This window comes from Streptomyces sp. NPDC087310 (assembly GCF_044744405.1).
In the GTDB taxonomy this organism is placed as follows: Bacteria; Actinomycetota; Actinomycetes; order Streptomycetales; family Streptomycetaceae; genus Streptomyces.
This window is the reverse complement of record NZ_JBIUYF010000004.1, coordinates 756,859-769,590: the sequence shown is the minus strand read 5'-3', so window position 1 is coordinate 769,590 and position 12,732 is coordinate 756,859. Positions and strand designations below refer to the sequence as shown.

Here is a 12,732-nt window from a genome sequence, read left to right as displayed (position 1 = left end):
TGCGTACGGTTCCGGGCCCTGGCTGCGGGCGTTACGGTGTGACGCGCGGTCAGGCCGCGTGGACCACGTCCTTCTCCTCCGCGAAGTGGCACGCCGACTCGTGCGCGTCCTCGCCGTCCGAGTCCTTGAAGCGCTCCGGGATGGCGAGCAGCGGCACCTCCTCCGCGCACCGGTCCTGCGCCTTCCAGCAGCGGGTGCGGAAGCGGCAGCCGGACGGGGGGTTCGCCGGGGAGGGGACGTCTCCGGTGAGGATGATCCGCTCGCGGCCCTCGCGGGCCTCCGGGTCGGGGACCGGGACCGCCGACAGCAGCGCCTGGGTGTAGGGGTGCGTCGGGTGGTCGTAGATCTGGGTGTCCGTACCGATCTCGGCCATCTTGCCGAGGTACATGACGCCCACCCGGTCGGAGATGTGCCGGACGATCGACAGGTCGTGCGCGATGAAGATGTAGGAGAGGTTGAACTCGTCCTGGAGCTTCTCCATCAGGTTGATGACCTGCGCCTGGACGGAGACGTCCAGCGCCGAGACCGGCTCGTCGCAGATGATGATCTCGGGGTTGAGCGCGAGGCCGCGGGCGATGCCGATGCGCTGGCGCTGACCGCCGGAGAACTGGTGCGGGTAGCGGTTGATGTACTCGGGGTTCAGGCCCACCACGTCCAGCAGGTCCTGGACCCTGCGCCGCCGGTCGCCCTTCGGGGCCACCTCGGGGTGGATGTCGAACGGCTCCCCGATGATGTCGCCCACCGTCATACGGGGGTTGAGCGAGGTGTACGGGTCCTGGAACACCATCTGGATGTTGCGCCGTACCGCCTTCAGCGCCCGCCCGGACAGCTTCGTGATGTCCTGGCCCTTGAAGAAGACCTCGCCGGCCGTGGCCGACTCCAGCATCATCAGCAGCTTGGCGACGGTGGACTTGCCGCAGCCGGACTCGCCGACGATGCCCAGGGTCTCGCCCTGGTAGAGGTCGAACGAGATGCCGTCCACGGCCTTGACCGCGCCGACCTGCCGCTTGAAGAGGATGCCCTGCGTCAGCGGGAAGTGCTTGACGAGGTTACGGACCTGGAGGATCGGCTCGCCCCGCTCGACGGGCGCCTCGATCGCGGCGACGGAGGCCGACTCGGTCACCGCGTCGACCACCTCCACGTCGGTGACGTTCGGGGTGGCGTCCACGGCGTCCACGGCCGCGGCGGCCTCGTCACGTTTCGCCGGCTCAGCCATGGATCGTCTCCTTCCAGAAGTGGCATGCGCTGCCGCGTCCGGGCAGCTCGCCGCCGTCCCGCTCGGTCACCTGTGCCAGGGCCGGGACCTCCGTACGGCAGATGTCCTGCGCCGACGGGCAGCGCGGGTTGAAGGCGCAACCGCTGGGGATCTTCAGCAGGTTGGGCGGGAGGCCCTTGATCGCGTAGAGCTCGTGGCCCTTCTGGTCCAGGCGCGGGATCGAGTCCAGCAGCCCCCGCGTGTACGGGTGGGCCGGACGCTTGTAGATCTCGTGCACCGGGGCGGTCTCCACGATCCTGCCCGCGTACATCACCGCGATCTTGTCCGCGACGTCGGCGACGACGCCGAGGTCGTGGGTGATCAGGATCAGCCCCATGTTGAACTCGCGCTGGAGCTCGGCGAGCAGGTCCATCACCTGGGCCTGCACGGTCACATCGAGCGCCGTCGTCGGCTCGTCCGCGATGATCAGGTCGGGCTCCAGGGCCAGCGCCATGGCGATCATGATGCGCTGGCGCATACCGCCGGAGAACTGGTGCGGGTAGTCGTTCACCCGGTCCTTGGCGGCCGGGATACGGACCCGGTCCATCAGCTCGATGGACTTGGCCTTGGCCTCCTTCTTGGAGAGGCCCTGGTGCACCCGGAACATCTCGCCGAGCTGATAGCCGACGGAGAGCACCGGGTTGAGCGACGACAGCGCGTCCTGGAAGATCATCGCGATCTTCCGGCCGCGGATCTTGCGCCGCTCGTCGTTGCTCATCTTGAGCATGTCCTGTCCCCGGAAGAGGATCTCTCCCTGCGGGATGCGGCCGGGGGGCATGTCGAGGATGCCCATGATCGCCTGCGCGGTCACGGACTTGCCGGAGCCCGACTCGCCCAGTACGGCGAGGGTCTCCCCGGCGGCCACGCTGTAGTTGACGCCGTTGACCGCCTTGGCCACACCGTCCCGGGTGTGGAACTCCACGTGCAGGTCACGGACTTCCAGCAGCATGCCGCCTTTGCCGTCCGCGTCCTGCGGAGCGGAGTCTTCCGCTGTCTTCTCGATGATGGTCATGTACGCCTCCCTCAGCGCAGCTTGGGGTCGAGGGCGTTGCGTACCGCATCGCCGAGCATGATGAACGCCAGAACGGTGATCGACACCATGACGGACGGAATGATCAGGACGAACGCGGCGTTACGGAGCTGTTCCTGGCCCGAGGAGATGTCGACACCCCACGAGACGGTCGGCTCGGCGAGGCCGATCCCCAGGAAGGACAGCGTGGCCTCGGCGGAGATGTAGCCGCCGAGCGCGATGGTGGCGACCACGATCACCGGCGCGATGGCGTTGGGCAGGATGTGCCGGAGCAGGATGCGGGTGGTCGAGGCGCCGAGCGCCTTGGCCGCCATCACGTAGTCGGCCTGCTTGACGGTGAGCACCGAGCCGCGGGCGACACGGGCTATCTGGGTCCAGCCCAGGAAGGCCAGGGCCAGGATCACGACGTACACGTGACGCTCCTCGAAGGAGGTCAGGACGACCATCGCGCCGAGGATGAAGGGCACGCCGAAGAAGATGTCGGTGACGCGCGACAGGAGCGTGTCGATCCACCCGCCGAAGTAGCCGGCGAGCATGCCGACGACCGTACCGAGCAGGGTGACGAGCAGGGTGACGACGAGGGCGACGGTGATCGAGGCGCGGGCCCCGTAGATCACGCGCGCGTAGATCGAGCGGCCCTGGATGTCGTACCCGAACCAGTCCTCCTTGAAGAAGTGGCTCCAGTTCGGCTTCTGCAGGTAGTGGTTGGCGAGGTCCGCGTACCGCGGGTCCGCGCCGGTGAACAGCCCGGGGAAGACCGCCATCACCAGCAGGATCACGATCAGCACGGCCGAGGCCAGGAAGAGCGGGTTGCGCCGCAGGTCGTGCCAGGCGTCCGACCAGAGGCTGCGGGGCTTGCCCAGCGAGCTGTCCGCGGGCGCCGCCGGGCCTGCCGCCAGGTCCTCGGCCGGCTTCACCCCACCGGTGTCCTTGGTGGTGTCCTTGAGTGCCTCAGGCATAACGGATCCTCGGGTCCAGGACCGCGTAAAGCAGGTCGACGAGCAGGCTGGCGACGAGATACACGACCACGATCAGGGTCACGATGCCCACGACCGTGGCACCCTCCCGGTGCCTGAGCGCGTCGAAGGTGGCGTAGCCGACACCCTTGACGTTGAAGATGCCCTCGGTCACGACCGCGCCGCCCAGCAGGGCGCCCAGGTCGGTGCCGAGGAACGTGACCACCGGGATCATGGAGTTGCGCATCAGGTGCACTCCGACGATACGACGACGCGGCAGCCCCTTGGCCACCGCGGTGCGCATGTAGTCGGAGCGGAGGTTCTCCGCGATCGAGGTACGGGTGAGCCGTGCCACGTACGCCAGGGAGAGGGAGCCGAGCACCACGGCCGGCAGCAACAGCTCGTCCCAGTTCGCTTCCCCGCTGACGTTCGGGTCCACCCAGCCGAGCTGGAAGGCGAAGAAGTACTGGCCGAGGAAGCCGAGCACGAAGGACGGCACCGAGATCAGCAGCAGGGTGATGACGAGCAGCCCGCGGTCCCGGAGGGTGTCGGCCTTCAGACCGGCGAAGACCCCCATCGAGATACCGACGAGCACGGTGAAGGCGAAGGCGAACAGGGCCAACCGGACCGTGATCGGGAACGCCTCGGAGATGATGTCGGCGACAGGCCGCCCGCTGGCGATCTGGGTACCGAAATCACCCTGGAACAGGCCGGTCAGATAGTTCCAGTACTGGTGCCAGAGCGGCAGGTCGAGCCCGAGATCCTTCTTCATCGCGGCTATCTGCGAGGGATCGACGGTCTGTTCTCCGGCGAGCGCGCGCACGGGGTCGCCGGGCAGCGCGAACATCATGGAGAAGACCAGCAAGGTTGACCCGATGAACACCGGGATCATCTGGAGCAGTCGCCGCGCGACATAACGCCCCATGTGTGCCTCCGAATGGATAACTTCAGCCCCGAAGGCCGCTCCCCGTGCAAGAGGGGAGCGGCCTCGGGACCACCGCCGTCGGGGCGGCTTCTGGCCGAGTGGGGGGGATGGCCCTCGGGCCGTTGTGTGACCTACTTGACGGTGACTTCGGTGATCTCGTAGTCACCGTGGAAGTCGACGTTCACGTTGTCCACGGACTTGGAGTAGCCGCCGTTGGCCTTGTACTCCCAGAGCGGGATCGCGGGCATCTTCTCCAGGACCAGCTTCTCGGCGTCCTGGTAGGCCGCGACCGACTCCTCAAGGGTCTTGGCGTTGTCGCCCTTCTTGAAGGCCGCGTCGACCTCCTTGTCGGAGAACCGGCCGTTGTTCGCCTCGGCGGTGGTGCCGTACAGCTCCCGCATGAAGTTGACGTTCACGGGGTAGTCGGCGACCCAGCCACCGCGGTAGGCGGACTTGACCTGGTTGTTGTCGCGGGCCTCCAGGTCGGTCTGGAAGTCCGGCTTGGCGTCCGGGACACAGTCCACACCGGTGGAGTTACGGATCGACTCGCAGACCGCGGTCACCCACTCCTTGTGGCCACCGTCGGCGTTGTACTGGATCCACATCTTGTTGCCGGGGACGCCGCCACCCTCGGTGACCAGCTTCTTGGCCTCGGTCGGGTTGAACTTGAAGACGTCGGTGCCCAGGTCCTGGTTACCGGTGACACCCGGCGGGGTGAAGCTGGTGGCCGGCTTGCGGGTGCCGTTGAGGACCGTCTTGGTGATCGTGTCGCGGTCGATACCCATCGACAGGCCCTGGATGACCTTGGGGTCGATGCCCTTGAAGGTCTTCGAGTAGAACGCCGGCACGATGGACTGCATGGCCGCGTACGGCTGGTCGACCGCGCGGTCGCCGAGGTCCGCCTTGTACTTCGGCAGGTCCTTCGGGCCGACCTGCTTGATCAGGTCCAGGTTGCCGGAGAGGAGGTCCTGGTACGCGGCCTCGACGGTCGCGTAGTTCTTGAAGAGGACACCCTTGTTCTTGGCCTTGTTCGGACCCTTGTAGTCGGGGTTGGCCTTGACCTGGATGAGCTTCTTGTGGTCCCACTTCTCGAAGATGTAGGGACCGTTGCCCACCGGGGCCTGGCCGAACGCCTTGGTGTCCTTGTAGAAGACCTCGGGCAGCGGCGCGAAGGTCGCGTAGCCGAGCTTGTACTCGAAGTACGGCACCGACTTCTTGAGTTCGATGGTGAAGGTGGTGTCGTCGACGACCTTCAGGCCCGACATCGCGTCGGACTTCGGGTCACCCTTCTCCGGGTGGACGTCGTCGTAACCGGCGACATCCTCCCACCAGAAGGCGTTCTGCTGGTTGTTCTTGATGTTGGCGTACCAGTTCCACGCCTTGACGTACGACTCGGCGGTGACCGGGGTGCCGTCGTGGAACTTCCAGCCCGGCTTGAGCTTGACCGTCCAGGTCTTGGAGTCGGTCGTCTTGATCGACTCCGCGTTCGTGTAGACGATCTGACCCTTGGAGTCGAAGTCGACGAGCTGGGTGAAGACGGACTGGATGACGTAGCTGCCGACGGACTCGTTGGTGTCTGCCGGGATCAGCGGCTTCTGCGGCTCACCGTTGTCGATGGAGATGTAGCCGGCAGGCTTGCCCTTCTCCTTCGACGCCGAGTCACTGCTGTCATCGCTTCCGCCGCCGCAAGCCGTCGCCGAAAGAGCCACGACAATCGCGCCCACTACCCACTTGGCGCTCTTGGCACCGCGCATGGGTTCCTCCTCATGAGTCCACTTAGTCACTACAAGAAGGGCACTGTCTACGCGCGCTGACACCCCTGACAGCGGGCTTGTCGGCAGTACCCCGAGTGTGCTCGTGAGTCGGCGCTCCCCATCGCGCATGACCCATTGACCCGAGCTCAACGGAGCCAACTATTGAGTACGCCCGACCTGTAAACCACACTTAAAGGGTCTCGTTTTGACAACATCGGCCGGGCGCGCTGGCCCGAAATCCGGACAAACGAGAACAGACAGACACGCCCGAAACGGACCGTTAACACATGTTCCGGAGAGCGAGCCCCGATATCCGGACGTTCTGGTCGAGTCCGGAGGTGTCCCGGAGGCGTAAATCGAATTGACGAACGGCCCGGTCCCCCGCACTTCCGCAGGGGTCCGGGCCGTCGTTCCGCGTACGGGGTCCGGTCCTGATGACGTACCCGCTCAGGACCGGACGGCGGGCACCGACCGCGCCCGGTGGGAGCGCGTCGGCCCCGCTCCGCGGGTCAGCCGTGCTTGGCGCGCGACGCGGTACGGCCGCGCTGCTTCTGGTCCAGGACGACCTTGCGGATACGGACCGTCTCCGGGGTCACCTCGATGCACTCGTCGTCGCGGCAGAACTCCAGGGACTGCTCCAGCGACAGCTTCCGCGCCGGCACCACGTTCTCCGTGGTGTCCGCGGAGGCGGCACGCATGTTGGTGAGCTTCTTCTCCTTGGTGATGTTCACGTCCATGTCGTCGGCGCGCGAGTTCTCGCCGACGATCATGCCCTCGTACACCTCGGTGCCGGCCTCGGTGAAGATGACACCGCGCTCCTGGAGGTTGACCATCGCGAACGGCGTCACCGAGCCCGAACGGTCCGCCACCAGCGAGCCGTTGTGACGGGTGCGCAGGTCGCCGAACCACGGCTCGTGGCCCTCGAAGATGGAGTGGGCGATGCCCGTGCCGCGGGTCTGCGTGAGGAACTCCGTACGGAAGCCGATGAGCCCGCGCGACGGAACGATCCACTCCATGCGGATCCACCCCGAGCCGTGGTTCGTCATCGTCTCCATGCGGCCCTTGCGGGTCGCCATGAGCTGCGTGATCGCGCCCAGGTGCTCCTCGGGCGAGTCGATCGTCATGCGCTCGATCGGCTCGTGCGTCTTGCCGTCGACCTGCTTGGTGACGACCTCCGGCTTGCCGACGGTCAGCTCGAAGCCCTCGCGGCGCATCTGCTCCACCAGGATGGCCAGCGCCAGCTCACCGCGGCCCTGCACCTCCCAGGCGTCGGGGCGCTCGGTGTCCAGGACGCGCAGCGAGACGTTACCGATCAGCTCGCGGTCCAGGCGGTCCTTGACCTGGCGGGCCGTGACCTTGTGGCCCTTGCCGCCCTTGCCGACCAGCGGCGAGGTGTTGGTGCCGATGGTCATCGAGATCGCGGGCTCGTCGACCGTGATCAGCGGCAGCGCGATGGGGTTCTCGGGGTCGGCCAGGGTCTCGCCGATCATGATGTCCGGGATACCGGCGATGGCGCAGATGTCGCCGGGGCCCGCCTTCTCGGCGGGCTTGCGGGTCAGCGCCTCCGTCATCATCAGCTCGGTGATGCGGACGTTGGACATCGTGCCGTCACGCTTGATCCACGTGACGGTCTGGCCCTTCTTCAGCTCGCCCTGCTCGACGCGGCACAGCGCGATACGGCCGAGGAAGTTGTCGGCGTCCAGGTTGGTGACATGGGCCTGGAGCGGCGCGGACTCGTCGTACTCAGGGGCCGGGACATGGGCCAGGATCGTGGAGAAGAACGGCTCCAGGTTCTCGCTGTCGGCCGGGACCGTACCGTCCTCGGGCTTGGTCAGCGAGGCGACGCCGTCCCGCGCGCAGGCGTAGACGATCGGGAACTCGATCTGCTCCTCGGTCGCGTCCAGGTCCAGGAAGAGGTCGTACGTCTCGTCGACGACCTCGGCGATCCGGGAGTCGGGGCGGTCCGTCTTGTTGATGCAGAGGATGACCGGCATCTTCGCGGACAGGGCCTTGCGGAGCACGAAGCGCGTCTGCGGAAGAGGGCCTTCCGACGCGTCGACGAGCAGCACGACGGCGTCGACCATCGACAGACCGCGCTCGACCTCGCCACCGAAGTCGGCGTGGCCGGGGGTGTCGATGATGTTGATGGTGATGGGGTCGCCACCCGACTTCGGGTGGTACTTCACCGCCGTGTTCTTGGCGAGGATCGTGATGCCCTTCTCACGCTCCAGGTCGTTCGAGTCCATCATCCGGTCGTCGAGGTGCTCGGCGGCGTGCGCGGCGAAGGCGCCGGCCTGCTTCAGCATGGCGTCGACCAGAGTGGTCTTGCCATGGTCGACGTGGGCGACGATGGCGACGTTACGGATGTCGTGGCGCGTGGGCATGCTGGCTGGCGCTTCTCTCGATCGTGGGTGCGGCGTTTTTTCCTCGTACGCCCGCCGGGCGGACACGCCACGGCTCTTCCATCGTACGGGGCCAAGGCGTCCGGGGCTTCCCGGCCCGATCGGAGAGGGATGGATCACGGTGCCGCGGGTGCGCGCGGGGTGCTTGCGGAGCGCTCGCGAGGTGCTCGCGTGGGGTGCTCGCGTGGGGTGTGCGCGGTGGATACGGAGGGTGGAGAAGCCCGGGTCAGGGACGGGAACGAGCTTGCCCGCCGGGGGACCGGCGGGCAAGTGAATTGATGGGTTTCTGAGCTTACGAAGCGGCGCTGACCTGGTGCTTCTCGGTCGTTTGCGCGCCGCCTCGCGTTTTCCGCCTCTTCGTGGCGGCTACTTCCTCTTCGTGACGGCTACTACTTCTTCGTAGCGGCTACTACTTCTTCGTAGCGGCTACTTCTTCTTGCCGGAGTTCGGTCCCGCGTCGCCCGGCTTCTCCCAGCCGACGTCCTCGTAGCGGGGACCGGCGAAGCCGAAGGCACCGGCGTTCACCAGACCCGGCCTGACGGCCACGAGCTGGGGGCGCTGGTAGAGGGGGATGGAGCCGGCCGCGGCCCAGATCCGGGCGTCGGCCTGCCGGACGAGATCACGGGACGCGCCCTCGTCCAGTTCGGCGGCGGCGCGGTTGAAGAGCTGGTCGATGTGGTCCGTGCCGACCCGCGTGTAGTTCTGCTCCACCAGCAGCGATCCGTCGCTGGCGGGGACGGGCTTGGCGAAGATCGGCCGGCCGTCGGTGGCCGGGTAGGGGCTGGCGGGCCAGGAGTAGAGCGCCAGGTCGTAGTCGCCGGAGGCGATGTGGTCCTTGAAGTAGCTGTCGTCGGCGACCTTGGTGATCTCCGTGCTGATCCCGACGCGGTCGAGCATCCGCGAGATCCGCTCGCCGACGGCGCGCAGCGACTCGGTGCCCTCGCCGGCGGGCAGGACGAAGCGGAGGGTGAGGGGCTTGCCCTCCTTGCCGAGCGGGCCGCCGACCGGAACGGGCGAGGCGGAAGCGGAGGACTTCGCTCCGGAGCTGGGCGCGGGGGCGGCCGTACCGCGCGGGGCGTACGCGCCCGCCATGCCGCCCGGACTGTCCTGGGCGGCCTTCACGGCCTGCCGCCCGGTGTCGGTGTCGTCGACCGCCGCGGCCTGGCGCAGCAGGGCGGTGGTCTGGAAGGCGGCGGCCTGTGCGGGATCCAGGACGTAGGGGGCGGACTCGGGGCGCGGCGCGGGGTGGCCCGGCTTCCCGTCGTCGCCGACGATGTACATGCCCTCGTCGGAGGCGGCGTCGTTCTCCGCGTCCGCGTCCCGCTTCTTCCGGTCGGTGGCCTGGTCGGCCTCCTGGCCGGGCTGTCCTCGTTCGGCGCGCTTCTCGTCGGTCGTCGACTCGTCCGACTCGTCCGACGTCTCGCCGTCCTCGCCGTTCTCCCCGGCGGCCTTCTTCCGCTCGCCCGCGCTCCCCGCCTTCGTACCGTCCGACTTCTTGACCGCGCCGCCGGGGGTCCAGCCCGCGTCGGCCAGCAGGGCCAGCGCCTCGTGGGTGTCCTGCTTGCCGAGCGCCCGGCTGCTGTCCGCGTACGCCTGCTGCCCCGCCAGTGCGAGATGGCTGCCCGGCGGCTTGGCCGGCAGGTCGAGCGGTTTGAGTACGGTCTCGGCCAGCTCCTTGCGGTCGAGTGCGCGGGCCACGGCGCGCCGTACCCGCTCGTCGGCCAGCGGCCCCGACTCACCGTTCAGGGCGAGTTGGGTGTAGGCGGGCTCCAGCGACTTGCGGACGATGATCCCGCTCAGCCCGCGCTGCTCGGTCGCGTACCGCTGGATGGCCTCGGCGTTGTCCTTCCTGGCCTCCTGCGCCAGTTCGGCGCTCTCCTCGTCGGAGCCGTGGGCCAGGGCCCAGGAGCGGAGCGCGGAGGCCGGGGTGGTGTCGGAGCCGGGGCCGTGGGTGAGCGCCTGGCCGCCGGTTCCCTTGTCCTTGATCGCCAAGGCGATACGTTTCGCCGCGCCGCTGTCGATCTCCGCGAGATCGAGCTTCCCCGCGGCGAGCTCGGCGGCCCGCTTGGAGCGGGGCACCGCGCTCAGGACGAGCGAGTCGAGCTTGGCGGGCTGTCCCCACCAGCGCGGGTCGCGCACGAGCGTGACCTGCTTGGTCTTGCGGTCCACCTTCTTGAGGGTGAAGGGACCCGCCGTCTTCTTCAGAGCGGCTCTGGCGCCGTCGTTGAACGCGTTCGGCTTCCCTGTCACCTCCTTGGGGTAGAGGGGGGTGAACAGGGACTTCCAGTCGGCATAGGGCTTGTTGAAGGTGACGCGCACCTCCAGGTTGTTCGCCCCGCGCTCGATCTTCTCGATCCGCTCGTAGCCCGCGTTGCGTGCCGTCCAGTACGCGGAGTCCTTGCCGCGCAGCGCGCGCCACTGCGCCACGAAGTCCGGTGCCCCGATCTCCCGGCCGTCGCTCCACACCGCCTGCTGGTTGAGCTTGTAGAGCACGACCTGCTTGGGTTCCCGCTCGACGATCTTGGCGGATTCCAGATAGTCGGGGTTGCGCTGCGGCCGGCCGGCCTTGTCGATCCGGAAGAGCGAGGGGAGTACGGCGTCGGCGACCCGGCCGGTGGCCGCGTCCGCGTCGGCCTGGAAGGCGTTGAGGGTGGCGGGCATGGTGTCGATCGCCCAGCGAACGGTGCCGCCCTGCTTGACCCCCTCCCGGTTGGTGGCCGCGATGTCCGGGGCGGCGGCGGCCGAGGCCTCGCTCCCGTCCGTCTCCGAGGTGCATGCGGACAGGGTGGGCAGGGCGAGCACACCGGTGGTCAGAAGCGCGACGGAGCGGAGCGTTCGGGAGCATGTCCTCCCGCGTGGGGCGCCGACGTGGGACATGGCTTGTACCTCTTCGTCCTGTTTGTGGAATTTAGAGATGATCACACCTATTGCCCACTCACTGAAGGGGACGGCACGGGAGGGACGGCGCAGACACGGCGGCGCGCGCCGCGAATCCCACCCGCACGGCGCAACGCGCCCCCGGCACGGGCCCGGGACCCCCGGCCCGCCCGGACCGGACCCCCGACCGCGCGGACCGGACCGGACCGGAGGACGGCCGACGCGGCAGGACCGGCCGGGCCGCCTGACGAAAAGGCCAGTCGCGGCCTTCACAAGCGGGTGTGTGACGCGCGACACTCGCAGCCGCACACAGAGAGCGTCCGACGGATCATCCGGAGGACCCCCGCATGCCACCGGCGATCGTGGAAATGAGGGCAACTCATGTCTCTGCAAGACGAAATGGCGGCCGTCAGGCGCCGCCTCACCGACCTGGAGTCCACCGTCGAGCGGCTGGAACGCCAACTGGCCCAGGCCCGCGAGAGCGACTTACAGCCCGAGCGGGCCCGCCCCGTCAACGATCTGGTGACCATCCCCGACACCCCGTACGACACCGCCCTGTGGACGGACTCGGACGACGAGGGCCTGGGCGTACGCGACCGGCGCGCCCCCTGAGGACCCGCGCGGCCAGGGCGCCGCGCCCTCCCCGTACCCCTGCCGGCCCCCGTACTGCGAGGAGACCTCGTTGGCCACCGGTACTCAGCCCCCGGCCCCCGGCACGGACGCGCCACGTGGCGGGCGCGGTGTGCGTGGCGCCTCGCGCGCCGCCATCGCGCCCCGCCATCTGCGGACCGACCGCTGGTGGCTCGCGCCCGCCGTGACCGCAGCCGGGCTCTTCGCGTTCATCGTCTACTCGACCTGGCGCGCCTTCGCGAACGGCGACTACTACGCGGCGCCGTACGTCTCGCCGTTCTACTCCCCGTGCCTCGCCGAGAGCTGCGTCCCGATGCGCGGCGGCCCCAACTGGGAGCTGTTCGGGAGCTGGTGGGGGCTCTCCCCCGCGCTGCTGATCCTGATCTTCCCGCTCGGATTCCGGCTGACCTGCTACTACTACCGCAAGGCGTACTACCGGGGCTTCTGGGCCTCGCCGCCCGCCTGCGCCGTCGCCGAGCCGCACGCGACGTACACCGGCGAGACCCGCTTCCCGCTGATCCTCCAGAACCTGCACCGGTACTTCTTCTACGCGGCGGTGCCGGTCGCCGGGATCCTCTCGTACGACACGGCCCTCACGTTCCGCGACGAGCACTACGCGTGGGGCCATATGGGCCTGGGCACGCTGCTCTTCCTCGTCAACATCGGGCTGATCTGGGCGTACACCCTCTCCTGCCACTCCTGTCGGCACATCGTCGGCGGCCGGCTGCGGCACTTCTCGAAGCATCCGGTGCGCTACCGGCTCTGGACCTGGGCCGGGAAGCTGAACCGGCGTCATATGCAGCTCGCCTGGGCCTCGTTGATCAGCGTCGCGCTCTGCGACTTCTACGTCTATCTGCTGGCCACCGGCGTCTTCGACGATCCGCGCTTCTTCTAGTCCGATCA

General features: G+C 68.2%; 9 protein-coding genes. 2 read left to right on the top strand and 7 right to left on the bottom strand.

From position 1 onward, the window contains the following. Positions 1-49 precede the first annotated feature (49 nt). From ACIO3P_RS18585 to ACIO3P_RS18555, 7 genes are all read right to left on the bottom strand, one after another. Entirely contained in the window at positions 50-1,216 is a 1,167-nt protein-coding gene (locus ACIO3P_RS18585) for a dipeptide ABC transporter ATP-binding protein (RefSeq protein WP_329829109.1), read from the bottom strand. Then, a complete protein-coding gene (locus ACIO3P_RS18580; protein ID WP_329829108.1) occupies positions 1,209-2,267 on the bottom strand; it encodes an ABC transporter ATP-binding protein in 1,059 nt (352 codons plus the stop codon). Before ACIO3P_RS18580 ends, ACIO3P_RS18585 begins: the two co-directional genes overlap by 8 nt. A gap of 11 nt (positions 2,268-2,278) precedes the next feature. Then, the gene (locus ACIO3P_RS18575; protein ID WP_329829106.1) at positions 2,279-3,244 is read right to left on the bottom strand and encodes an ABC transporter permease; all 966 of its coding nucleotides are present in this window, start codon (positions 3,242-3,244) and stop codon (positions 2,279-2,281) included. After that, positions 3,237-4,166 carry an ABC transporter permease gene (locus ACIO3P_RS18570; RefSeq protein WP_329829105.1) on the bottom strand — a complete coding sequence of 310 codons (930 nt, stop codon included), beginning with the start codon at positions 4,164-4,166 and terminating at the stop codon, positions 3,237-3,239. Before ACIO3P_RS18570 ends, ACIO3P_RS18575 begins: the two co-directional genes overlap by 8 nt. 131 nt (positions 4,167-4,297) lie before the next feature. Beyond that, on the bottom strand, positions 4,298-5,920 hold the full coding sequence (locus ACIO3P_RS18565; protein ID WP_329829103.1) for an ABC transporter substrate-binding protein: 1,623 nt from the start codon (positions 5,918-5,920) through the stop codon (positions 4,298-4,300). Positions 5,921-6,429: 509 nt separating this feature from the next. Beyond that, entirely contained in the window at positions 6,430-8,304 is a 1,875-nt protein-coding gene (gene typA / locus ACIO3P_RS18560; RefSeq protein ID WP_329829102.1) for a translational GTPase TypA, read from the bottom strand. A gap of 444 nt (positions 8,305-8,748) precedes the next feature. Continuing rightward, a complete protein-coding gene (locus ACIO3P_RS18555) occupies positions 8,749-11,199 on the bottom strand; it encodes an ABC transporter family substrate-binding protein (RefSeq protein ID WP_401851398.1) in 2,451 nt (816 codons plus the stop codon). Between the two features lie 381 nt (positions 11,200-11,580). On the opposite strand from ACIO3P_RS18555, the gene ACIO3P_RS18550 reads away from it, so the two are divergent. Then, positions 11,581-11,811: a hypothetical protein gene (locus ACIO3P_RS18550; protein ID WP_401791537.1), complete on the top strand. Its 231-nt coding sequence runs from the start codon at positions 11,581-11,583 to the stop codon at positions 11,809-11,811. A gap of 70 nt (positions 11,812-11,881) precedes the next feature. Further along, on the top strand, positions 11,882-12,724 hold the full coding sequence (locus ACIO3P_RS18545) for a hypothetical protein (RefSeq protein WP_399292469.1): 843 nt from the start codon (positions 11,882-11,884) through the stop codon (positions 12,722-12,724). Positions 12,725-12,732 lie beyond the last annotated feature (8 nt).

Bases quoted from the DNA above. Each gene is read 5' to 3' on its own strand.
- ACIO3P_RS18570 (WP_329829105.1), bottom strand. From the start codon at position 4,166: ATGGGGCGTTATGTCGCGCGGCGACTGCTCCAGATGATCCCGGTGTTC.
- ACIO3P_RS18555 (WP_401851398.1), bottom strand. From the start codon at position 11,199: ATGTCCCACGTCGGCGCCCCACGCGGGAGGACATGCTCCCGAACGCTC.
- ACIO3P_RS18550 (WP_401791537.1), top strand. From the start codon at position 11,581: ATGTCTCTGCAAGACGAAATGGCGGCCGTCAGGCGCCGCCTCACCGAC.
- ACIO3P_RS18565 (WP_329829103.1), bottom strand. From the start codon at position 5,920: ATGCGCGGTGCCAAGAGCGCCAAGTGGGTAGTGGGCGCGATTGTCGTG.
- ACIO3P_RS18585 (WP_329829109.1), bottom strand. From the start codon at position 1,216: ATGGCTGAGCCGGCGAAACGTGACGAGGCCGCCGCGGCCGTGGACGCC.
- ACIO3P_RS18580 (WP_329829108.1), bottom strand. From the start codon at position 2,267: ATGACCATCATCGAGAAGACAGCGGAAGACTCCGCTCCGCAGGACGCG.
- ACIO3P_RS18575 (WP_329829106.1), bottom strand. From the start codon at position 3,244: ATGCCTGAGGCACTCAAGGACACCACCAAGGACACCGGTGGGGTGAAG.
- typA (WP_329829102.1), bottom strand. From the start codon at position 8,304: ATGCCCACGCGCCACGACATCCGTAACGTCGCCATCGTCGCCCACGTC.